The following is a 21,854-nucleotide window of genomic DNA, read 5'->3' on the forward strand; positions in this document are numbered from 1 at the left end:
CGGCCCGGGCCGCGACGCCGGTAGAATGAGCACATGATCGACTCCTCTGCCCAGGAGGGCAGCAGTAGCCAGCCGGGTAGGCCCCGGCATCCCCACACACCGACGACCCCGGGAGCCCTGAACCTCCCGTGTTGATCCTCGTCGGTCTTCTCCTGATCGTTGTCTTGACCGTCGCGACGGGCTATTTCGTCGCGCAGGAGTTCGGCTACGTCGCGGTCGACCGCGGCAAGCTGAAGCAGCTCGCCGCCGAGGGCGACCAGGCGTCCGCCCGGGCACTGGAGGTCGCCGGACGGCTTTCGTTCATGCTCTCCGGCGCGCAGCTCGGCATCACCGTGACCGCCCTGCTGGTCGGTTACGTCGCCGAGCCCTACCTCGGTGCCGGCCTGGCCGAGCTGCTCGGCGTGGCCGGCGTCTCCACCGGCGTCAGCCTGCCGTTGTCGGTCGCGCTGGCGCTGGTCATCGCCACCGTGGTGCAGATGGTCGTGGGCGAGCTGGCCCCGAAGAACCTGGCCATCGCCCGCCCCGAACCGGTCGCCCGGGCGCTGGCCCGTTCCACCCTGGCCTACCTGGCCATCGCCGGCCCGCTGATCAAGCTCTTCGACAAGTCCGCGGTGCGGCTGCTGCGGCGGGTCGGCATCGAGCCCATCGAAGAGCTGCCCAGCGGCGCCACCCCGGAGGACCTGGAACAGATCATCGCCGAGTCCCGGCTGGAGGGGCACCTCGACGCCGACATGTCGGAGCTGCTGGACCGGGGGCTCGACTTCCGGCAGTTGACGGCCGGTGAGGCCATGGTGCCCCGGGTGGACGTGCACACCGTGCGCGCGCACGAGCCGGTCAGCCGGGTGGTCGAGCTGCTCGACACCGGCCGCTCCCGCTTCCCGGTGCGCGGCACGGAGGGCGTCGACGACCTGGTCGGCGTGATCGGCATCGCCGACGTGCTCCAGGTGCCCGCGGCCGAGCGCGCCACCACCCCGGTCAGCGCGGTGGCCGTACCGCCGCTGCTGGTGCCCGAGACGCTGCCGCTGCCCACCGTGCTGGACCGGCTCCGCTCCGGGCACCGCCAGCTCGCCTGCGTGGTCGACGAGTACGGCGGTTTCGCGGGCGTCATCACGTTGGAGGACATCGCCGAGGAACTGGTCGGCCCGATCCGCGACGAGGACGACCCGCCGGAGCGGGCCCCGGCGCGGCAGGATGACGGCTCGTGGGTGGTACCCGCCCGCTGGCGTATCGACGAGGTCGCCGACAGCACCGGCATCGCCCTGCCCGAAGGGCCCGAGTACGACACGCTCTCCGGGCTGGTCATGCGGGAGCTGGGCCGGGTGCCCGAGGTCGGTGACCGGCTGGAGATCAGCCTGCCGGCCGACGGCGACAACGGGCAGGTGCCGCCACGCGCCCTGGTCGAGGTGCTGGAGGTGGACCGGCACGTGGCCGACTCGGTCCGTCTCCAGGTGATCGACGGGCACGCGGAGGTGACGGCATGAGCACCGGGTTCGCGCTGATCATCTCGGTGGTCCTGCTGGCGCTCAACGGTTTCTTCGTCGCCGCCGAGTTCGCCCTGGTGGCGAGCAAGCGGTACCGCCTGGAACAGGCGGCGGCAAGTGGTGGCCGGGCCGCCCGGGCCGCCCTCGACGGCGTACGCGAGCTGTCCCTGATGCTGGCCGGCGCACAGCTCGGCATCACCCTGTGCACGCTGGGCCTCGGTGCCCTGGCCGAGCCGGCGATCGAGCGGCTGCTCAGTCCGCTGCTGCACGCCGTCGGTCTGCCGTACGGCGCCAGCCACGTGATCGCGCTGATCTTCGCGCTGAGCCTGGTCACCTTCCTGCACCTGGTGGTCGGTGAGATGGCACCGAAGTCCTGGGCGATCACCCACCCGGAACGGTCCGCGTTGCTGCTGGCCCTGCCGTTCCGGGCCTTCGCCCGGGTGGCCCGTCCGGTGCTGTCGGTGCTCAACGCGGTGGCCAACGCCATGCTGCGGCTGGTGAAGGTCAACCCGCAGGACCAGTTGGCCCAGGTGCACGGCCCCGACGAGCTGCGGATGCTGCTGGAACAGTCCCGTGAACACGGGCTGCTCGGCGCCGCCCAGCACGAACTGCTCACCAGCATGCTGGAGTTGCAGGGCACGACGGTGGCCCAGGTGATGGAGCCGTTCGACCGGATGGTGACCGTGCGGCGGGACGATCCGGCGGGCCGTATCGAGCAGGTCAGTCGGGACAGCGGCCGGTCACGGCTGGCGGTGCTGGACGCCGCCGGTGACGTCTGCGGTCTGGTGCACGTACGGGAGGCGGTGCGGGCCACCGCCGGCCGACCCGACGCCACCGCCGCCGACCTGATGAACGACGCCATCACGCTTCCCGACACCGCCACGGTGACCGAGGCGGTGGCCGTGATGCGGGCCCGCCAGTCGCAACTCGCCCTGGTCCGCAACGGTGGTGGTCCCACCCGGCCGGTCGGCTTCGTCGCTCTTGAGGATCTGCTGGAGGAGGTCATCGGGGAGTTCGACGACGAGACCGATCCGATCCCGCGCGCGGTACGCCGGCTCAGATAGGAGCCACGGGTGCGGCTGACGGGGGTGTCACCGGAATCGGGCGGAACCGGCCTGACGGTGCAGACCGCGCTGGCCAACCCGAGCACCCGCCCCGGCCTGCGCCTGCCGGGGCGGGTGAACCTCATCGCCGGTTCCGTCGACGTACCGGTCCTGCACGTCCGGCTCGGCCTGGTCAGCACGGTCGAGCCGGACGACCCGGAAGCTCCCCGCCGGCTGGTGCAGTTTCACCACGCTCAGGTGGCCGGTGCCCTGGTGCTGCGGGCCGGGCGGGCCCGGTCGATCCCGTTCGAGTTCCCGATCCCGTGGGAGGCACCGGTGACCACGTACGGCGGGGTGCCGTTGCTCAGCCTGCGGATGGGACTGCGTACCGAGGTGGCGATCGAGGCCACTTTGGACCAGGGCGCGATGGTGCCGGTCTTCGTTCACCCGCTGCCGACCCAGCAGCACATCCTGGCCGCCCTGGACACGCTCGGCTTCAGCGTCCGCCAGTCCGGCCTGCTCGACGGCCGGCTGCCCGGCGTGGAGCAGGCCCTGCCGCTGCACCAACGGTGGGGCTTCTGGGTCGGTCCGCTCTACGCCGGGCCGATCACCGAACTGGAGGTGATCTTCGTGGCCAACTCCGCCGGGCTGGAGGTGATCCTCTGGTTTGACCGGCGGCTGGCGTTGGCCGGGATCACCCACACCAGCATCAGTCGGTTCCGGATCTGGCACGTTGGCGCGGACCAGCGGGACTGGGTCAGTACCGTGGACGGCTGGCTGCGCGAGGCCATCAACCGGCATGCCGCCGCTGCGGCGCACGCCGACTGGTCGGCCCCGGTCTCCGAGTCGGCCCACGTCAGCCGCCCACCGGACCGGCCGCTGCCACCCGGACCGCCGTCCGGTGGCGACGCGGGCGGCGCCGGTGTCGGTGGCGGCGAGGGCGGTGGTGGCGGCGGAGGCGGCGGCACCTGACGCTGTGCCCGCCGCCTGACGCCGTTCGCGGCGGCACCTGATGCGTCCACGGCGGCACCGCAACGGCCCAGCTGCCGGGAGCGCCCCCGTGCGTCTCGTCAGCCCTGGGCGAGCTTGAGGCCGAAGCCGAGGAAGAGGGCACCCACGGCGCTTGTCGCGCCGGCCGCCAGCCGGCGGCGCCGGCTGAACTGGGCAGCCAGGAACGTGCCCGCGAAGATCAGCGCGGTCAGGTAGAGCGCGCTGGTCACCTGGGCGATCAGACCGAGCAGCAAGAACGACAGCGCGGGCCAGGGATACGTCGGGTCGACGAACTGGATGAAGAACGAGACGAAGAACAGGATCGCCTTCGGGTTGAGCAGGCTGATCACCAGCGCCTTGCGGAACGGGCTGCGCGTCGCCGCCGGCGCCGCGGCGTCGATCAACCGCGGGGTGTCCGGGTCGTTGCGGTCCCGCCAGCGCCGCCACGCCCCGCGCAGCATGGTCAACCCCACATAGCCCAGGTACGCGGCGCCCGCGTACTTGATCACGAGGAAGACCGGCGGGTACGCCTTGAGCAGCGAGGCCACTCCGGCGGCGGAGAGGAACATGAGGATCGCGTCACCGACCCAGACGCCGCTCGCCGCCCGGTAGCCGACGCCGACGCCGCGCCGCGCGGCGGTGGAGAGGACGAACAGCGAGTTGGGGCCGGGCAGCAGCACGATGGCCACGGTGCCCAGCACGTACGTCCAGATGTCGGTGATTCCCAGCACGTCCGACATCATCGGGCGGACGTGGGCCGGGCACGAAGCCTTTCCCGCAGGCTGACCTGTGCTTTTGCCCACTCGTCAACGGTCATCGAATACTGCACGGTGTCCCGCCACGAGCCGTCGGGCCGCAACCGGTGCATCCTCAGCACCCCCTCCCGGGTCGCGCCGAGCCGCTCGATGGCGCGCTGCGAACGCTCGTTGCGGATGTCGGTGTGCCAGACCACCCGTACCGCACCCAGCTCGTCGAAGGCGCGGGTGAGCAGCAGCAGCTTCGCCTCGGTGTTGAGCCCGGTGCGCCACCACGGCCGGCCGAGCATGGTGTGCCCGATCGCAACCGACCGGCGCTCCGGGTCGATCTCGTAGTACGAGGTGGTGCCGACGACCGCGCCGGTGACCGCGCAGCGCTGCGCCCAGGCGACCCGTTCCTGCCGGTGCTGCTCGGCCAGGGCCGCGACGATCACCTCGCGCAGCTGCTCCGGCCCGCTCGGTAGCGGCCGGCTGAGGTGCCGCCAGACGTCGGCATCGGCGGTGGCGGCGTACAACTCGTCGGTGTGGGCCTCATCGAGCGGCTCCAGCAGCACGTGTGCGCCGCCCAGCACCGCCGGTTCGTGCCAGGGCGAGCGGTGCGGACGCAGGTAGGCCGGTAGCGGTGCGGTGACCCCGGCGTCCGGCTCCGGCAGGCCGGTGGTCAGCCGCAGCGGCACCACGCCGGCCCAGTGCGCCAGGTCGAGATCGGCCGGGTCGTCGCGTACCCCGCCGGTGCGGCTGCGTAGCGACACCTCCGCCAGCGGCAGCGCCAGCACGGCGGTCTCGGCCAGCTCCCGTCGGTTCGGCGGACGACTGTCCGCCGCGCGGCCGGTGCCGACCTTCTCCACCAGGGCGGTCAGCACGTCGGACTGCTCGCCCGGGTCGGTGACCAGGTGGGCGGTGCCGTGCGCGACCACCGACCGGTAGTTGGCGCTGTGGTGGAACTGGGACCGGCCGTAGACCAGTCCGTCGAGGAGGGTGACCGCGACGCAGACCGGCAGGCCGTCGGCGCGGGCGGCGAGCAGTGGCCGGCTGCCGGTGGAGCCGTGCAGGTAGAGCGTGTCGCCGATGCGTACGTGCAGGGTGGGCAGCACGCGGGGCTCACCGTCCACAGTAAACCCGAGCACGCAGTGGTACGCCTCGTCGAGTACGGCGTGGGTGGCGGTGCGGTCGTAGCTCATCCGGTCCCGGGAACGACTGGCGGTGGTGCGGGTGGTTGGCGAGTACATGCTTCCACCTTTGTTCTAGTACAATACTGTGTTTGTGTCAGTACGCTATCAGGTGACCGGTGCGACGGCCGCCGACATTTCAGCCAGCATCGAGTCCGGCATCCGCAACGCCGCCCTCGCCCCCGGCGACCTGCTGCCACCGGTGCGCACGCTCGCCGCCGATCTGGCCGTCAGCCCGGCCACCGTCTCCCGTGCCTACGCTGAACTGCGTCGCCGTGGCCTCGTCGTCACCGCCGGCCGGCACGGCACCCGGGTGCGTCCCCGACCACCGGTCGCCGCCCGCCGAGCCGCGCTGCGCCCACCGCCCGCCCCCGGGCTGCGCGACCTGTCCCGAGGCGAACCCGACCAGCGGCTGCTACCGCCGCTGCGTCGGCACCTGGCCGCCCTCGCCGACACCGTCGGCGACCCGGTGGGCTATCCCGACCTCGGCGTACTGCCCGAGATGACCGAGGTGGCCGGGGCGCGGCTGACCGCCGACGGGGTGCCGGCCCCCGGGCTGACCCTCACCGGCGGCGCGTTGGACGGCATCGAACGCCTCCTCGGCGCGCACCTGCGCCACGGCGACGCGGTGGCCGTGGAGGATCCCGGCTGGACCGGCCTGCTCGACCTGCTCGCCGCGCTCGGGCTACGGCCGATCGGAATGCCCATCGACGACGACGGGCCGATCGTCGCCGGAGTCGCCGCCGCCCTCGCCGCCGGAGCGCGAGCGCTCATCGTGACCAGCCGGGCCCAGAACCCCACCGGCGCGGCGGTCTCCGCCGACCGGGCCAGCGCCCTGCGCACCCTGCTCGCCGGTCGGGCCGACCTGCTGTTGATCGAGGACGATCACGCCGCCGAGCTGGCCCGCGTACCGCTGCACCCGCTCGCCGGAGCGACCACCCACTGGGCCTTCCTCCGCTCGGTCAGCAAGCCCTTCGGCCCGGACCTGCGCCTGGCCGTGCTGGCCGGAGACGAGACCACCGTGGCGCGGGTGGCCGGCCGATCCCGGGTCGGCACCGGCTGGGTCTCCACCGTGCTGCAACGGCTCGTGCTCTCGCTCTGGAAGGATCCAGAGGTGACCGCCCTGGTCGACCGGGCCGCAGAGAGCTACGAACGACGGCGCCACGCCCTGATCGCCGCCCTCGCCGCCCGTGGCCTGCCCGCCCACGGCCGCACCGGCATCAACGTCTGGGTACCGGTGGACGACGAGACCAGCGCGCTGACCGCCCTGCGTGACGCCGGCTGGGCGGTCGCGCCGGGCGCGCTCTACCGGATCGCCGGCCCGCCGGGGCTGCGCATCACCGTCAGCGGCCTGAACGAGGCGGAGCTCCCCGCGCTCGCCGACGCGGTCACCCGCGCAGCCCACCCCACCCCCTCCCCGAGCTTCACCGCCTGACCGCCCCCGTCCCCCCACCACCCCGACCGCCCACGCCCACGCCCACGCTGCAACATCCCCGATGTTGCAGCGTGAGGCGGGTTCGAGGCGGCAACATCCCCGATGTTGCTGCCTGGGTGGGCGCTCCCGCTCGCGTGGGGCGCGTCACAGCGGGTAGAACAGTCGCCATGGCCGACACCGATACTGCGCCCGGGGCCCAGCGGTTCATCCCGCCGCAGGCCGACACCCTCGACGAGCTGCGGGCCGCCGCCACCGGCTGCCGGGGCTGCGAGCTGTACCGGGACGCCTCACAGACCGTCTTCGGCCGGGGCGACGCCACCGCCCGGGTGGTCTTCGTCGGCGAGCAGCCCGGCGACATGGAGGACCAGAAGGGGCTGCCCTTCGTCGGCCCTGCCGGCCGGCTGCTGCGCAAGGCGGTCGACGACGCCAAGCTGGACCCGGCCCACATCTACCTCACCAATGCCGTCAAGCACTTCCGCTTCGAACTACGCGGTAAGCGGCGGATCCACCAGACCCCGGACCGGGTACACATCACCGCCTGCCGACCCTGGCTGGTCGCCGAGTTCGCCCAGCTGACCCCAGAGGTGATCGTGGTACTCGGGGCGACCGCCGCGAAAGCCCTGCTCGGCCCGACGTTCCGGGTCACCCGCCAGCGCGGCGAACTGCTGCCCTGGCCGGCCGCCGCCCAACACCCGGAGGACTTCCAACGGGTACCGGTGGACAGCGCCGGAGGGACCGCCGACGCGCCCCCGGCCAAACTCCTGGCCACCATCCACCCCTCCGCCGTGCTCCGGGCCGACAACCAGGACGTCGCCTACGACGGGCTGGTCGCCGACCTGACCGTCGCGGCTCGCGCCCTCGCCGGCTGACACCAGCCGCGCTCGCCCCCAACCGCAGCGCCGGCACCGACCATGCGACGGCGTCGCGGACGGTGCCACACTTGCCGCCATGCAGCAGCACCTCTACGAGGCTGACCACGACGAGTTCCGGGACCTGTGCCGGCGGTTCCTCGACCGCGAGGCCGTACCGCACCACGACCGCTGGGAGGCCGACGGCATCGTCGACCGCGAGGTGTGGCGGAAGGCCGGTGCCGCCGGACTGCTCGGCATGGACGTCCACCCCGACTACGGCGGCGGCGGACAGCGGGACTTCCGGTACAACGCCGTCCTGGTCGAGGAGATCGTCAACTCGGGCTGCTCCGGGCTCGGCTTCGGCCTGCACAACGACGTGGTCGCGCCGTACCTCACCGAGCTGACCACCGAGGAGCAGCGCCAGCGCTGGCTGCCCCGGTTCTGCTCCGGCGACCTCGTCACCGCCATCGCGATGAGCGAACCCGGCGCCGGCTCCGACCTGGCCGGCGTCCGCACCACCGCCGTCCGCGACGGCGACAGCCTCGTGCTCAACGGGCAGAAGACGTTCATCACCAACGGTGAACTGGCCGACCTGGTGATCGTGGTGGCCCGTACCGCCGACGAGGGTGCCCACGGCGTGAGCCTGATCGCGGTGGAAACCGGAACCGCCGGCTTCACCCGGGGCCGCCGACTGGCCAAGGTCGGATTGAAGGCCAACGACACCGCCGAACTCTTCTTCGACGACTGTCGGGTGCCGGCCGCCAACCTCATCGGCACCGAGAACCACGGCTTCTACCACCTGATGGCCAACCTGCCCCGGGAACGGCTCAGCATCGCCGTCGCCGCGGTCGCCGCCGCGGAACGGCTGCTCGCCCTCACTCTCGACTACGCGCGCACCCGGGAGGCGTTCGGCCGACCGATCGGGAAGTTCCAGCACAACCGGTTCCTCCTCGCCGAGCTGGACACCGAGGTCACCATCGCGCGGACCTTCGTCAACCACTGCGTGGCCGAGTTCAACGCCGGCCGGCTGTCGGTGACCGATGCGGCCAAGGCCAAGTGGTGGACCACGGAGTTGCAGAACCGGGTCGCCGACCGGTGCGTGCAGCTGCACGGCGGCTACGGCTTCATGGCGGAGTACCCGGTGGCGCGGGCCTGGCTGGACAGCCGGGTGCAGACCATCTACGGCGGCACCACGGAGATCATGAAGGAGATCATCGGGCGCGGTCTGGGGCTGTGACGAGAACCGGGCTGCCGGCTGTCGGTCGGGTGCGAAAGGATGGTCACCCCTTACCCAAGGAGCCTCCCGTTGGCCACTGACCTGACCACCACGCCGACGGCGCACCCAGACGTCGCGCCCATCCAGCGGCGCACCCTGCGGCTGCTCTTCACCACCCAGATCGTCGGCGGCATCGGGGTGACCATCGGCATCTCCGTCGGCGCCCTGCTCGCCGCCGAGATCGCCGGCACCGCCGTGGCCGGCCTGGCGCAGAGCGCCGCCGTGGTCGGCGCCGCACTGCTCGCCGTGCCGGTCACCCGGATCATCACCGGGTACGGCCGCCGCCCCGGCCTGGCCGTCGCGTACGTGGTCGGGGCGCTGGGCGGGGCGCTTGTCGTGCTCGCCGCGGCAACCCGGTCGGTCCCGCTGCTCTTCCTCGGCATGCTCCTCTTCGGCGGCGGCTCCGCCGCCAACCTTCAGGCCCGCTACGCCGCGGTCGATCTCGCCGAACCGGATCGGCGCGCCCGGCAACTGTCGCTGATCGTCTGGGCCACCACCATCGGCGCGGTGGCCGCCCCGAACTTCGCCGCGCTCGCCGACCGCACCACAAGCGGCTGGGGGCTGCCGACGCTGTCCGGCCCGTTCGCGTTCAGCGCCGTCGCGTTCGTGCTCGCCGCCGGCGTACTGCTGCTGTGGTTGCGGCCCGACCCGCTGCTCACCGCGCGCCGGCTCGCGGCGGCCCGGGCCGGCGCGTCCGAACCGCCCCCGTCTGGTCCGCCGCCGGTCCCGGCCGAGCCGGCCCAGGCGGCGTCCGCGCTCGCCCCGGCCGGCCCGATCCCGGTGCCGGCACCGTCGGCCCGGCGCGGCGTGGGCATGCGCGCCGCCTGGTCGGTGGTACGCGCCCGACCGGCCGCCCGGCTCGGCGTGTCCGCCGTGGCCGTGGGGCACCTGGTGATGGTGGCGGTGATGGCGATGACCCCGGTGCACCTGCGGGAGTACTACGCCGTCGACGAGGTGCTGCCGGTGGTCGGGCTGGTGCTGAGTCTGCACATCGCCGGCATGTACGCGCTGGCGCCGGTGGTCGGCTGGCTCGCCGACCGGTTCGGTCGCCGCCCGGTCATCCTCGGCGGGATCGCGACGCTGCTGGCCGCCTGCGCGGTCGCCGGCACCGCCGGGCACCACACGCCCCGGCTCACCGTCGGGCTCATCCTGCTCGGGCTCGGCTGGTCGGCGACCATGGTGGCCGGTTCGACCCTGCTGTCGGAGTCGGTACCGGACGAGGTACGGCCCAGCGCCCAGGGCCTGTCCGACCTGCTCATGGGGCTGGCCGGAGCGTCAGCCGGAGCACTGAGCGGGTTTGTCATGCAACTGGCGGGCTATCCGGTGCTGACCCTGCTCGCCGCGGTCGCGGTGGCACCCCTGCTGGCGCTAGCGTTGCGTCCGGTGCCGACGAGTGCACCGGACAGGAAGGACTGATCACGTGCGGCTGACCGACTTCTGGGCGCGCCTGGCCGAGGCGTTCGGTCCGGCGTACGCGGCCAGCATCGCCAGCGACCAGGTGTTGTCGGAACTCGGCGGACGGACCATCGAGCAGGCCCTCAAGGCCGGCGTGGAGACGCACTTGGTGTGGCGCGCCGTGGTCGCGGCCTATCCGGACCGGGTACCCGCCCGGCTACGCTGAGCAGCCGATTCGTTACTTCCGCGTGTCTCTTGCCGAGTCGTACACCTGTTCGGCTATTGTCCACAGCGGGGTGCTCGTCCACAGGCCACGGCCAGTCGGCTGGTTTTCTGTCGGACCCAGCGCCTAGCGTGTCCCGCGTGACGCGAAGCTCAGGAAAGACGCCGGCGAAGGCAGGGGTGGCAACGATGGCGGCAGGTCCTGACCGGGAGAAGGCGCTCGACCTTGCTCTCGCTCAGATCGACAAGCAGTTCGGCAAGGGCTCGGTGATGCGGCTGGGGGAGCGACCGGTCATCCAGACCTCGGTCATTCCGACCGGTTCCATCGCGCTCGACGTGGCGCTCGGCGTGGGCGGTCTGCCCCGTGGCCGGGTCGTCGAGGTCTACGGCCCGGAGAGCAGCGGTAAGACCACGGTCGCCCTGCACGCGGTGGCCAACGCCCAGCGGGCCGGCGGCATCGCCGCCTTCATCGACGCCGAGCACGCGCTCGACCCGGAGTACGCCAGGGCCCTCGGTGTCGACACCGACGCCCTGCTGGTCTCCCAGCCGGACACCGGCGAGCAGGCGCTGGAGATCGCGGACATGCTGGTCCGCTCCGGCGCGATCGACATCATCGTGATCGACTCGGTGGCCGCGCTGGTGCCGCGCGCCGAGATCGAGGGCGAGATGGGCGACAGCCACGTCGGTCTCCAGGCCCGGCTGATGAGCCAGGCGCTGCGGAAGATCACCGGCGTGCTCAACAACACCGGCACCACCGCGATCTTCATCAACCAGCTCCGCGAGAAGATCGGCGTCATGTTTGGATCACCCGAGACGACGACGGGTGGTCGGGCGCTGAAGTTCTACGCCTCGGTCCGGCTCGACGTGCGGCGCATCGAGAGCCTGAAGGACGGCACCGACGTGGTCGGTAACCGCACCCGGGTCAAGGTCGTGAAGAACAAGTGCCTCGCCGAGGGCACCATGGTGTTCGACCCGGTCACCGGCCGCGCCAACCGGATCGAGGACATCGTCGACGGGCGGATGCCTGTCTCCGTGGTGGCAGCGGCGAAGGACGGCATGCTGCACGCCCGCCCTGTCGTCTCCTGGTTCGACCAGGGAGAACAGGATGTCATCGGGGTACGTCTGCGTGGCGGTGCCACGGTCTGGGCCACCCCCGATCACAAGGTCTTGACCGATCGGGGCTGGAAGGTGGCCGGCGAGTTGGGTGCCGGAGACCGGGTTGCGCAGCCTCGACAGTTCCTGGGTTTCGGCGAGCATGAGCCCTACTCGCCCGAGCAGGCACGAATGCTCGGCTACCTGATTGGTGACGGATATGTCGGTGGGAAGACCCCGCTGCAGTTCATCAACATCCAGGAGTCGCTGAAGGCCGACGCGGCGCGCATCGCCGCAGGGCTCGGCTGCGACACACACGAGCATGACGGCAAGTTGGCCATCTCGTTCTCCCACCGTCAGGGTGAGCGCAACGAGTTGCTGGCGTTGTGCCGACAAGCGGGGATCTACGGCAAGCTGGCCTGGGAGAAGACCATCCCCGCCGAGTTTTTCGATCCGGGTCTTTCCCGCGAGGTGGCAGGCAACCTGCTTTTCGGTCTACTCGAAAGCGACGGCTGGGTGAGCATCGAGCAGACCGGTGCCATTCGGGTCGGCTACACGACTACCTCGGAGCAGTTGGCCCACCAACTCCACTGGTTGTTGCTGCGATACGGCATCACGAGTTCGGTTCGTCGCTACGACCCGACGGGTCAGCGCCCCAGCCTTATCAAGGGGCGTCGCATCCAGGCAAAGCGGTTGTGCTACGAGGTCCGGGTGGCCGGCAGCGACAACGTGGAGGCGTTCGCCGAAGCGGTTCCGCTGTGGGGACCGCGCGGGGTCATCCTTCGCGAGGCGCTCAACAGCCAGGAAGGGCGTCGGCGGGGCTCGCAGGCCGGCTACCTGTCGCCTGCGGTCACCGAGTCGGTGCTGGCACACCTGGCGGGTAAGGGCGTCACGGCTGTGCTCGCTGCTCAACTGATCGGCGCGACGGCCGGCAATTCGCGTGGTGGCATGAAGCAGGTTCTAGGGCTGCACCAGATCCGGCGGGATCGGTTGCAACTGCTGGCGGACGCGCTTGACGACGCTTTTTTGCGCGAACTGCTGGCCGAGCAGGTGCGCTATTCGACCGTCAAGGAGATCCTGCCCGCGCGGCGTACGAGGACCTTTGATGTCGAGGTCGATGAGCTGCACACGCTGGTCGCTGACGACATCGTCGTACACAACTGCGCCGCCCCGTTCAAGCAGGCCGAGTTCGACATCATGTACGGCAAGGGCATCTCCCGTGAGGGCTCGCTGATCGACGTCGGCGTCGAGCAGTCGATCATTCGCAAGTCCGGCGCCTGGTACACCTACGAGGGCGACCAGTTGGGCCAGGGCAAGGAGAAGGCCCGCGAGTTCCTCCGGGAGAACCCGGACGTGGCCGCCGAGATCGAGAAGAAGATCCTGGAGAAGCTCGGCGTCGGGGTCGGCGCGGGCGACGCCGCCGGTGGCCCGGAGCTGCCGCCGGTCGACTTCTGATCGACGATCCGTGGCAGGACGACGTGCCCGCTCGGGGCGGGGCTGGGATGCCAGCCCGCCCCGAGCGGGTGACGCCACACCACGACCCCGCCGAGGCCGCCGCGCCGCCGGGAACCCCGCCGACCCGGGTGACTTGGCGTCGGTCGATTCTCCGGACGCGTCGGCATGGGATACCTCCCGGGGCAGGGCCGGTTCCGCCCGACGGGCCGGCGGTTCGGCACGCGAGGATGCGGCATCCACGCCTCGTGCCGAGGCCGAGGTGGCCCGGGAGATCTGCCTGCGGCAGCTCGCGGTGCGTCCGCGTACCCGTGCCGAGTTGGCCACCGTGTTGGCGCGGCGGGGCATCTCCGAGGAGACCGCCGAACAGGTCCTCGACCGGTACGACGAGGTCGGCATCATCGACGACGCCGCGTTCGCCCGCGCCTGGGTGAGCAGCCGGCATGCCGGCCGGGGGCTGGCTCGCCGGGCACTCGCCAACGAGCTGCGCCAACGCGGCGTGGACGGCGACACGGCCAGCGAGGCGTTGGACGAGTTGGACGAGACCACCGAGGCGGAGACCGCCCGTGCCCTGGTGGAACGGAAGCTGCGGACCGCCCGGGGCGAGCCGGACGCGGTGTTCCGGCGGCTGGTCGGCATGCTGGCCCGCAAGGGCTACCCGGCCGGTGTCGCGATCCGGGCGGTGAAGGAGGCGATCGCCGCGCAAAGCGCCGAGGCGGCCGAGTTCGCCGAGCAGATCGACGCCGACGCCCTCGCCGACGCCGAGGGTGAGATCGACCGCTGACCGCGCATTCGCGCTCTCATGCCGTCCATCAACTGTGATCCCGGCCTGGCCCGTCCCGGGAGCGCGGGCGATGCGTGTAGCGCGGCTGCGACGACCACCTTCGCGACGTGACCAGCCCGGATGAGTCAACCCGACGTTGGTTGTTCGTCTTTTTTGCCCGCTGGCGTCCGAGTGTTCATAGGCGGAGGGTGACTATTTAACTTCTCTCCGTCCGGGTGGTTTGATCATCCGTTCTTGACCGGAGCCCGGTTGAGACCTAGCCTCGCCATAAAGGCTCACATTGCCCGACCAAGCGCAGGCTAAGCGCACAACATAGATCCCGTAACAGAACAGCATCACTTTGGCCGGCACCATCGGCCGCGTACGTCAGCTCCGGACGGGCCGGTCCGGGCTCACGTGACAGTGCACCCGGCCCGCCGACGGCCGTCAGGGACGTCGGCGGAGGAAGCCAACCCACGGCCATGCGCTCCGGTCGGGCGTCCAGAGTCGCAGGAGCGTGCCCACCCGGCAGGCTGTTGCGGCGCGACGGTTCAGGGGAGGCGCGCCATGGCGAGGCGGCACAGGTTCACCGGAGTCTCGGTATGAGCGAGCGGAGCGGGCCGATCTTGAGGCTTCGTTCGGCGTTGCCCGCCAGGGGCACGTCTCGGAACGGAGCGCCGGCATGAGCGCGGGGGCGGCCGCTCCCGGTGCGGCGGAGTCCGGGGCCAGCGATGACGGTGAGCAGAGTTCCGGCCCACCTGCTGTCGCCCTCGGCGTTGGCGACCGGCCGGACGGAGCCGTTCGATGAGCGCCTTCGACGTCGTGATCCTGACCGCCGTGCTGGTGCTGACCCTCGTGGTGCTCGGTGCGGTGCTGTTCGGCGTGCGCCTGATGCGGGGTTTCATGTCGCGTCCGGCGGCGGAGGATCCGGCGTACGTCGCGGAGAAGGACCGGCAGGAGCAGTCGCTGGCCGCGCTGCGCACGGCCGCCGACGAGGCGAACAGCACCATCGACGTGGCGAAGTCCGCGGCGGCGGCGGCCCGCGCCGAGGCGGCGGCGGCCAAGGCCGAGGCGAAGGCCGCCCGGGCGGAGGCACGTCGGGTGCTCGACGACGCCCGCGCCGAGGCGGACACGGTGCTGGAACGGGCGCACAAGCAGGCCGAGGCGGACGCCGAGCAGTTGCGCACGGCGGCCCGGCGCAGCGGTGAGCGGGAGGTGGCGGTGCTGGCCGCGACCACCCGGGAGCAGGCCGCCGAGGTGGAGCGGCGGGCGACCCGGATGGACGAGCGGGAGCGGCTGCACACCGAGGAGGTGGAGCGGCTCGCGGAACGGGAACGGCAGCTCACTGCGGCCAACGCCGCGCTGGCGGCCCGTGAGGCGGCGCTGGCCGAGCGGGAGTCCGAGCTGGCCGAGGTGGAGAACCAGCGGCGACGGGAGCTGGAGCGGGTCGCCGGGTTGACCGCCGACGCCGCGCGGGCCGAGTTGGTCGAGGCGATCGAGGGCCAGGCGAAGCGGGAGGCCGCGCTGTTGGTCCGGGACATCGAGTCCGACGCCAGGTCGACGGCCGAGCAGCGGGCCCGGCACATCGTGGTCGACGCCATCCAGCGGGTGGCCAGTGAGCAGACCGCCGAGAGCGTGGTAAGTGTGCTGCACCTGCCGGGCGACGAGATGAAGGGGCGGATCATCGGCCGGGAAGGCCGCAACATCCGGGCCTTCGAGTCGGTCACCGGGGTCAACCTGATCATTGACGACACTCCCGAGGCGGTGCTGCTGTCCTGCTTCGACCCGGTGCGCCGGGAGGTCGGCCGGTTGACGCTGGAGAAGCTGGTGCTGGACGGCCGGATCCACCCGCACCGCATCGAGGAGGTGCACGAGCTGGCCCGGCAGGAGGTGGACCAGCTCTGCCACCGGGCCGCCGAGGACGCCCTGGTGCAGGTCGGCATCACCGAGATCCACCCGGAGCTGGCCACCCTGCTGGGTCGGTTGCGCTACCGCACGTCGTACGGGCAGAACGTGCTCAAGCACCTGGTGGAGACCGCGCACATCGCCGGGATCATGGCGGCCGAGCTGCGCTTGGACGTGCCGTTGATCAAGCGGTCGGCTTTCCTGCACGACATCGGCAAGGCGCTCACCCACGAGGTGGAGGGCAGTCACGCGCTCATCGGTGCGGACGTGGCCCGTAAGTACGGCGAGAGCGAGGACGTGGTGCACGCCATCGAGGCGCACCACAACGAGGTGCCGCCGCAGACCGTGGAGGCGGTGCTGACCCAGGCGTCCGACGCCTGCTCGGGTGGGCGGCCGGGGGCGCGGCGGGAGAGCCTGGAGGCGTACGTCAAGCGGCTGGAACGCATCGAGGAGATCGCCGCCGGCAAGGTCGGCGTGGAGAAGGTCTTCGCGATGCAGGCGGGCCGGGAGATCCGGGTGATGGTCAAGCCCGACGACGTCGACGACATCGGCGCTGCGGTGCTGGCCCGGGACGTGGCCAAGCAGGTCGAGGAGGAGTTGACCTATCCGGGGCAGATCCGGGTGACGGTGGTCCGCGAGTCCCGGGTCACCGAGATCGCCCGCTGAGGCATAAGGAAGGGCCCCTGCTCGCCGAGCAGAGGCCCTTCCTATGTTGCTAGGGGTGCGCGCCGACCGGTCCCGACCGTCCCGCACCGAAGCGGTATCCGCTCACCCCTGTGGCTCGGAGACGGTGGCGCCGCCCTCGGGGGTGGAGTCCGCCGCTCCGGCCGGTGCGGTCTGCTTCGGTACCCGGAAGGCTCGGACACCGGTGCGTCGGTCGAGCCAGCCGGCGAACCAGGTGAGCAGTGAGTTGATCACGATGTAGATGACGGCAGCGACGATCGCGCAGGCGATGATGTTGCCGTAGTTGGCGGAGAGATCGTTGACGCCGCGCTGGAGCAGCTCCGGGTAGGCCACGATGTAGCCGAGCGCGGTGTCCTTGAGCAGCACCACCAGCTGGCTGACGATGATCGGCAGCATGGCGCGGGCTGCCTGGGGCAGCAGGATCATCCGCATCACCTGGTTCTTGCGCATGCCGATCGCGTACGCCGCCTCGGACTGCCCGCCGGGCACGGCCCGGATGCCGGCCCGGAACGCCTCGGCCAGCACCGACCCGTTGTAGAGGGTTAGGCCGATCACCACGGCCCAGAAGGCGGTCACCGGACCCTTGATGAGGAACGGTACGCCGTAGAAGATGAAGAAGATCATCAGCAGCAGCGGGACGGCGCGGAAGAACTCCACCACCATGCCGGCCGGCACGCTGATCCACCAGCGGTCGGAGAGCCGGCCGAAGGCGAAGACGACGCCGAAGGCGAGCGACAGCACCATGCCGACCCCGGCCGCCTTCAGGGTCGCCCACAGGCCCGGCAGGATGAACTGGGTCCAGGTGGCCGACCGGGTGAACGGCTCCCACAGCCGGGGTTCCCACTGGTTCGCCTGATCGAACTTCGTGTAGATCCAGTAGAGCAGGGCGAGCAGCGCGACGCCGAAGACGACACTCAGCACCGCGTTGCGTACCTTGGCCCGGGGCCCCGGGTGGTCGTAGAGGACGTTGCTGGTGCTCATCAGCGCTTCACCGCCAGTCGGTTGGCCAGCCAGCCGAAGAAGTAGCCGGTGGGGATGAGCAGTGCGGCGAACGTGCCGGCGAAGACCAGGAAGATCAGAATGACGGCGTTACCGTAGCTGTTGAGCAGGTCCTTCATGACGCTGGAGGCCTCGACGAGCCCGATTGTGCCGACGATCGTGGCGTTCTTGCAGAGCGCGATCAGGATGCTGCCGAAGGGCGCGATCACCGAGCGGGCGGCCTGCGGCAGCACCACGATCCGCAGCGTCTGCGCGAACGACAGCCCGATCGCCCGGGCCGCCTCGGCCTGGCCGGTCGGCACGGTGTTGATGCCCGAGCGCACCGCCTCGCAGACGAAGGCGGCGGTGTAGGTCGACAGGCCGATCACACCGAGCCAGTAGATGTTGACGTCGAGCTCCTGAGACAGGCTCAGCCCGAGGGTGGCGTACAGCCCGAAGTAGCAGAAGAAGATGACCAGCGTCAGCGGAGTGTTGCGGAAGATGTTGACCCAGGCAGCGCCGAAGCCGCGCAGCACGGGTACGGGGGAGACCCGCATCGCGGCCAGCAGCACGCCGATGACCAGCGCGCAGACCGCGGACGCGCCGGTCAGCTTGAGGATCCAGACGAAGCCCGACACGAATGCGTCGAGGTTCTCCGGATCGGTGAATACGTCCATGCTTCGGCTCCCGGGGCACGTGGCGGCGGCCGGTGACAGGCCGGAGCCGGCACCCGCAAGGGGTGCCGGCTCCGGTACCGGTCAGACAGCGCCGCAGTGGGTCAGCTTGGTGGTGTCCAGCTCGGGCGCGGGGGTGCCGCTCTTGCCCAGGGTGGCGTCCCAGGCAGCCTTGTAGCTGCCATCCTCGGCGGCGGCCTTGAGGATCTCGTTGACCTTCTCGCAGCCGTCGGTGTCGTCCTTCTTCAGGCCGATGCCGTAGGGCTCGTCGGAGAAGGTGCTGCCGACCACCTTGAACTTGCCGGCGTACTGGTCCTGCGCGGCGTAGCCGGCGAGGATGATGTCGTCGGTGGTGACCGCGTCGACCTGGCCGTTCTCCAACAGCGGCAGGCACTTCGAGTACGCGTCGAACTGCTGCAGCTTGGCGTCCGGGTAGTTCTCGGTGATCCGCTTGGCCGGCGTCGAGCCGGTTACCGAGCAGACCGTCTTACCCGCCAGCTGGTCCGGGCCGGTGAGGGTGGAGTCCGCCTTGACGAGCAGATCCTGGCCGGCGATGTAGTACGGTCCGGCGAAGTTGACCTTCTGCTTGCGCTCGTCGTTGATGGTGTAGGTGGCGACCACGAGGTCGACGGTGCCCTGCTCGATGAAGGGCTCCCGGTTGGCCGACACGGTGGTCTTCCACTCGATGCCGCTCTCCTCGACGCCGAGGCCCTTCGCGATGATCTTCGCGATCTCGATGTCAAAGCCCTCGTACTGGCTGCCGGTCTGCAGACCGAGGCCCGGCTGGTCGGCCTTGACGCCGATGACCAGCTTGTTCTGGCTCTCGGCCTTGCCGACGATGCCACCGGCGCCCGTGCCGGAGCCGCCCTCGTCGCTGTCCCCGCCGCAGGCGGTCATCGCGACCGCGAGGCCGGCAACGGCGGCAACCGCCGCCATCCGCTTCATTCGCATACCTGATCTCCTTCTTCGACTGGAGCCGGCCGGGTCACGGCCCGCCCCACTACCGGACGCCTAGTGGGTGAGGATCTTGGAGAGGAAGTCCTTGGCGCGCTCGCTGCGCGGATTCGCGAAGAACTCCGTCGGAGCGGCATCCTCGACGAGCTTGCCGTCGGCCATGAAGATGACCCGGTTCGCCGCGTGGCGGGCGAAGCCCATCTCGTGGGTGACCACGACCATGGTCATGCCGTCGCGGGCCAGCGAGGTCATCACGTCCAACACCTCGCCGACCATCTCCGGGTCCAACGCGCTGGTGGGCTCGTCGAAGAGCATCGCCTTGGGCTGCATGGCCAGCGCGCGGGCGATCGCGGCGCGCTGCTGCTGGCCGCCGGAGAGCTGGGCCGGGTACTTGTCGGCCTGGTTGGCGATGCCGACCCGGTCGAGCAGGGCGAGACCCCGCTCGCGGGCCGCCGCCGGCTTCTCCTTGCGGACCTTGATCGGGCCGAGGGTGACGTTCTCCAGGATCGTCTTGTGCGCGAAGAGGTTGAACGACTGGAACACCATGCCGACCTCGCTGCGCAGCTTGGCCAGGGCCTTGCCCTCGGCCGGCAGCGCCTGCCCGTCGAAGGTGATGGTGCCGGAGTTGATCGGCTCCAGCCGGTTGATGGTGCGGCACAGGGTCGACTTGCCGGAGCCGGACGGGCCAATCACCACGACCACCTCGCCCCGCCCCACCGACAGCGAGACGTCGTCCAGTACGTGCAACGGCCCGAACCATTTGTTGACCGAGTCCAGCACGATGAGCGGTTCGCCCGTCGCCACGTCGTCTGTCCTCCTCGTCGCTGTCGGGAGTCGGTCGACCCCCGGTAGCGGCCACTGTAGGCGGGGTGAAGTGGCGGAACACAACTCAGATGGTCACGGAGCGGTAACACCCTGGATGATCCGACTCCGGCGTCCGAATCTGACCCGCCCGGCTGGCGTCCCGCCCGGGTGACGGAGATCATGAGGAGATGACCGAGCCCGTGCGGTTGACCCGGTACGCCCGTGGCGGCGGCTGTGCCTGCAAGATCCCGCCGGGCGAGTTGGAGGCGATGGTCGCCGATCTCGGGCCCGCCGCCGGCACCGCCGAGCTGCTGGTCGGGCTCGACCACGGCGACGACGCCGCAGTGGTCCGGCTGGATGAGCGCACCGGCCTGGTGACCACCGCGGATTTCTTCACCCCGGTGGTCGACGACGCGTACGACTGGGGTCGGATCGCCGCCACCAACGCCCTGTCCGACGTGTACGCGATGGGCGGCACTCCGCTTGTCGCGCTCAACCTGCTCTGCTGGCCGCGCGAGGTGCTGCCGCTGGACCTGGCCCGGGAGGTGCTGCGCGGCGGCCTGGACGTGGCCCGCGCAGCCGGATGTCATCTTGCCGGCGGGCACAGCGTCGACGACGACGGCCCGAAGTACGGCCTGGCCGTCACCGGGCTGGTCCGGCCGGACGAGCTGATCACCCTGGACGCCGGGCGGGCCGGTCTGCCGCTGTCGCTTACCAAACCGCTCGGCGTCGGCGTGCTCAACACCCGCCACAAGAGCACCGGCGAGAGTTTCCCGGCGGCGGTGGCGGCGATGACCACGCTGAACCGGGACGCCGCGCGGGCGGCGGTGGCGGCGGGCGTGCGCTGCGGCACCGACGTGACCGGATTCGGTCTGATCGGGCACGCCTCGAAGCTGGCCCGGGCGAGCCGGCTGACGGTGGCGATCGACACCGCCCGGATGCCGTACCTGGATGGTGCCCGCGAGGCGGTCCGGGACGGGTACGTCAGCGGTGGTTCCCGCCGCAACCTGGAGTGGGTGACCCCGTGGACGGACTTCGGCGCGGCGACCGAGGAGGACCGGCTGCTGCTGGCCGACGCGCAGACCTCCGGCGGGCTGCTGATCGCCGGGGAGATACCGGGCGCTCCGGTGATCGGTGAGCTGCTGCCCCCCGGGGAATACCGGGTCGTCCTGCGCTGAACGCAGGTTTCGGTACGCGTGCCGTTGCGTGGAACGCGCACGATACCCGATAAACTGTCATCTTCCCGCTACCTGGAGCGATGATGCTCCGGGAAATTTGGGCCAGAATGGTCACAGACCGGTAACTTGCCCCCGGCTGGGGGCAAATGCCCCCCACCATCGTCGTATGGCCCGATCCGGAGGCCGGTGGGGACGAGCACAGCGAGGAGACGGCATGACCGAGCTGTGGAACTGGAGAATTGACCAGGTACGACCGGTGGAGGTCTACCCGGCGCTGGCCGACGCGCTCGGTCGGGTGGTGATGCCACTGGCGGTGGCGGATCCGCTGCGGCTGCCGACGTACGCGGTGGTCTGCGACGTCTGGCAGGCGCCGGGGGAGTTCGCCACGATCGTGGACTGCTACGGCGTACCTGACGAGTTGCCCGAGCTGCCCAGCATCGCGGCGCTGGCCCGGCTGCTCGGCCGCAACTGCCTGCTGCGGGACGACACGCTCGACGACACCCGGCACCTGCTGGTGGCCCCGGACGGCAGCATCCGCCCGGTGCACTTCGACGTGCGGGAGACCGACGACGGCGAAGTGCTCAGCGACCGCCGGCTGTGCACCGAGGCGGACCCGCGCTGCCGGGGCTGGTCGCGCTGCCACCGCTCCCGCTGGGCGCCCGACTCGGTCAACCCCGCCCTCGCCGCCGCCTGAGCCTCAGTTGCCGGCCGGCGCGGCGGGTCGGCTGCCGCCGCGCACCATCGACTCGTCGA

19 protein-coding genes are annotated in these 21,854 nt (G+C 71.0%); 13 read left to right on the plus strand and 6 right to left on the minus strand.

Translation table 11 applies throughout. The annotated features are described in order from the left end of the window. Window positions 1-128: 128 nt before the first annotated feature. Genes ACN26Z_RS09230 through ACN26Z_RS09240 form a run of 3 tightly spaced genes read left to right on the plus strand, consistent with a single transcriptional unit; the run spans window position 129 to window position 3,496 of the window. Window positions 129-1,481 (plus strand): hemolysin family protein, encoded by a 1,353-nt coding sequence (locus tag ACN26Z_RS09230; RefSeq protein ID WP_282239619.1) that lies wholly within the window; start codon window positions 129-131, stop codon window positions 1,479-1,481. After that, window positions 1,478-2,545, plus strand: a complete 1,068-nt coding sequence (locus ACN26Z_RS09235) for a hemolysin family protein (RefSeq protein WP_282239618.1) — start codon at window positions 1,478-1,480, stop codon at window positions 2,543-2,545. Before ACN26Z_RS09230 ends, ACN26Z_RS09235 begins: the two co-directional genes overlap by 4 nt. A 9-nt stretch (window positions 2,546-2,554) precedes the next feature. Continuing rightward, window positions 2,555-3,496, plus strand: a complete 942-nt coding sequence (locus ACN26Z_RS09240; protein ID WP_421460680.1) for a sporulation protein — start codon at window positions 2,555-2,557, stop codon at window positions 3,494-3,496. A 98-nt stretch (window positions 3,497-3,594) separates the two neighbouring features. Here the strand turns inward: ACN26Z_RS09240 and leuE are convergent, their stop codons facing one another. Together leuE and ACN26Z_RS09250 are read right to left on the minus strand one after the other, a co-directional pair. After that, a complete protein-coding gene (leuE, locus tag ACN26Z_RS09245; protein WP_093410198.1) occupies window positions 3,595-4,257 on the minus strand; it encodes a leucine efflux protein LeuE in 663 nt (220 codons plus the stop codon). Next, a complete protein-coding gene (locus ACN26Z_RS09250; protein WP_421460682.1) occupies window positions 4,254-5,498 on the minus strand; it encodes a bifunctional pyridoxamine 5'-phosphate oxidase family protein/GNAT family N-acetyltransferase in 1,245 nt (414 codons plus the stop codon). The genes leuE and ACN26Z_RS09250 overlap by 4 nt, the downstream gene beginning before the upstream one ends. A gap of 34 nt (window positions 5,499-5,532) precedes the next feature. Between ACN26Z_RS09250 and ACN26Z_RS09255 the strand changes: the two genes are divergently transcribed. The 8 genes from ACN26Z_RS09255 (at window position 5,533) to rny (ending at window position 16,495) form a co-directional block, all read left to right on the plus strand. After that, window positions 5,533-6,873 (plus strand): aminotransferase class I/II-fold pyridoxal phosphate-dependent enzyme, encoded by a 1,341-nt coding sequence (locus tag ACN26Z_RS09255; protein ID WP_421460684.1) that lies wholly within the window; start codon window positions 5,533-5,535, stop codon window positions 6,871-6,873. Between the two features lie 167 nt (window positions 6,874-7,040). After that, entirely contained in the window at window positions 7,041-7,742 is a 702-nt protein-coding gene (locus ACN26Z_RS09260; protein ID WP_282239614.1) for a UdgX family uracil-DNA binding protein, read from the plus strand. 79 nt (window positions 7,743-7,821) lie between these two features. Beyond that, window positions 7,822-8,961, plus strand: coding sequence for an acyl-CoA dehydrogenase family protein (locus ACN26Z_RS09265; protein WP_282239613.1), 1,140 nt, complete (start codon window positions 7,822-7,824; stop codon window positions 8,959-8,961). Window positions 8,962-9,000: 39 nt separating this feature from the next. Then, the gene (locus ACN26Z_RS09270) at window positions 9,001-10,416 is read left to right on the plus strand and encodes an MFS transporter (protein ID WP_421460685.1); all 1,416 of its coding nucleotides are present in this window, start codon (window positions 9,001-9,003) and stop codon (window positions 10,414-10,416) included. A 4-nt stretch (window positions 10,417-10,420) separates the two neighbouring features. Beyond that, on the plus strand, window positions 10,421-10,621 hold the full coding sequence (locus ACN26Z_RS09275) for a DUF3046 domain-containing protein (RefSeq protein ID WP_421460688.1): 201 nt from the start codon (window positions 10,421-10,423) through the stop codon (window positions 10,619-10,621). A gap of 185 nt (window positions 10,622-10,806) precedes the next feature. Next, complete coding sequence (recA, locus tag ACN26Z_RS09280; RefSeq protein WP_421460690.1) at window positions 10,807-13,164, plus strand: intein-containing recombinase RecA; 2,358 nt, start codon at window positions 10,807-10,809, stop codon at window positions 13,162-13,164. Between the two features lie 10 nt (window positions 13,165-13,174). Continuing rightward, a complete protein-coding gene (locus tag ACN26Z_RS09285) occupies window positions 13,175-13,945 on the plus strand; it encodes a regulatory protein RecX (RefSeq protein WP_421460691.1) in 771 nt (256 codons plus the stop codon). 783 nt (window positions 13,946-14,728) lie between these two features. Beyond that, window positions 14,729-16,495, plus strand: coding sequence for a ribonuclease Y (gene rny / locus ACN26Z_RS09290; RefSeq protein WP_421460692.1), 1,767 nt, complete (start codon window positions 14,729-14,731; stop codon window positions 16,493-16,495). A 102-nt stretch (window positions 16,496-16,597) separates the two neighbouring features. Here the strand turns inward: rny and ACN26Z_RS09295 are convergent, their stop codons facing one another. From ACN26Z_RS09295 to ACN26Z_RS09310, 4 genes are all read right to left on the minus strand, one after another. Then, window positions 16,598-17,494 (minus strand): amino acid ABC transporter permease, encoded by an 897-nt coding sequence (locus tag ACN26Z_RS09295; protein WP_282239609.1) that lies wholly within the window; start codon window positions 17,492-17,494, stop codon window positions 16,598-16,600. Next, window positions 17,494-18,168, minus strand: coding sequence for an amino acid ABC transporter permease (locus ACN26Z_RS09300; protein ID WP_282239608.1), 675 nt, complete (start codon window positions 18,166-18,168; stop codon window positions 17,494-17,496). The genes ACN26Z_RS09295 and ACN26Z_RS09300 overlap by 1 nt, the downstream gene beginning before the upstream one ends. Before the next feature lie 81 nt (window positions 18,169-18,249). After that, window positions 18,250-19,116, minus strand: a complete 867-nt coding sequence (locus tag ACN26Z_RS09305; protein WP_093410229.1) for a glutamate ABC transporter substrate-binding protein — start codon at window positions 19,114-19,116, stop codon at window positions 18,250-18,252. Window positions 19,117-19,176: 60 nt separating this feature from the next. Next, window positions 19,177-19,923, minus strand: a complete 747-nt coding sequence (locus ACN26Z_RS09310) for an amino acid ABC transporter ATP-binding protein (RefSeq protein WP_093410231.1) — start codon at window positions 19,921-19,923, stop codon at window positions 19,177-19,179. 188 nt (window positions 19,924-20,111) lie between these two features. On the opposite strand from ACN26Z_RS09310, the gene selD reads away from it, so the two are divergent. Both selD and ACN26Z_RS09320 read left to right on the plus strand, forming a co-directional pair. After that, the gene (gene selD, locus ACN26Z_RS09315) at window positions 20,112-21,101 is read left to right on the plus strand and encodes a selenide, water dikinase SelD (RefSeq protein WP_421460694.1); all 990 of its coding nucleotides are present in this window, start codon (window positions 20,112-20,114) and stop codon (window positions 21,099-21,101) included. A gap of 214 nt (window positions 21,102-21,315) precedes the next feature. After that, window positions 21,316-21,795, plus strand: a complete 480-nt coding sequence (locus tag ACN26Z_RS09320; RefSeq protein ID WP_093410236.1) for a hypothetical protein — start codon at window positions 21,316-21,318, stop codon at window positions 21,793-21,795. Window positions 21,796-21,854 lie beyond the last annotated feature (59 nt).

Source organism: Verrucosispora sp. WMMD703 (genome assembly GCF_049178935.1).
GTDB classification, from domain to species: domain Bacteria; phylum Actinomycetota; class Actinomycetes; order Mycobacteriales; family Micromonosporaceae; genus Micromonospora; species Micromonospora sediminimaris.

Coding starts and splice junctions, on each gene's coding strand:
- ACN26Z_RS09235 (WP_282239618.1), top strand. CDS start 1,478: ATGAGCACCGGGTTCGCGCTGATCATCTCGGTGGTCCTGCTGGCGCTC.
- leuE (WP_093410198.1), bottom strand. CDS start 4,257: ATGATGTCGGACGTGCTGGGAATCACCGACATCTGGACGTACGTGCTG.
- ACN26Z_RS09250 (WP_421460682.1), bottom strand. CDS start 5,498: ATGTACTCGCCAACCACCCGCACCACCGCCAGTCGTTCCCGGGACCGG.
- ACN26Z_RS09260 (WP_282239614.1), top strand. CDS start 7,041: ATGGCCGACACCGATACTGCGCCCGGGGCCCAGCGGTTCATCCCGCCG.
- ACN26Z_RS09265 (WP_282239613.1), top strand. CDS start 7,822: ATGCAGCAGCACCTCTACGAGGCTGACCACGACGAGTTCCGGGACCTG.
- ACN26Z_RS09270 (WP_421460685.1), top strand. CDS start 9,001: ATGGTCACCCCTTACCCAAGGAGCCTCCCGTTGGCCACTGACCTGACC.
- recA (WP_421460690.1), top strand. CDS start 10,807: ATGGCGGCAGGTCCTGACCGGGAGAAGGCGCTCGACCTTGCTCTCGCT.
- rny (WP_421460692.1), top strand. CDS start 14,729: ATGAGCGCCTTCGACGTCGTGATCCTGACCGCCGTGCTGGTGCTGACC.
- ACN26Z_RS09295 (WP_282239609.1), bottom strand. CDS start 17,494: ATGAGCACCAGCAACGTCCTCTACGACCACCCGGGGCCCCGGGCCAAG.
- ACN26Z_RS09300 (WP_282239608.1), bottom strand. CDS start 18,168: ATGGACGTATTCACCGATCCGGAGAACCTCGACGCATTCGTGTCGGGC.
- ACN26Z_RS09305 (WP_093410229.1), bottom strand. CDS start 19,116: ATGCGAATGAAGCGGATGGCGGCGGTTGCCGCCGTTGCCGGCCTCGCG.
- selD (WP_421460694.1), top strand. CDS start 20,112: ATGACCGAGCCCGTGCGGTTGACCCGGTACGCCCGTGGCGGCGGCTGT.
- ACN26Z_RS09320 (WP_093410236.1), top strand. CDS start 21,316: ATGACCGAGCTGTGGAACTGGAGAATTGACCAGGTACGACCGGTGGAG.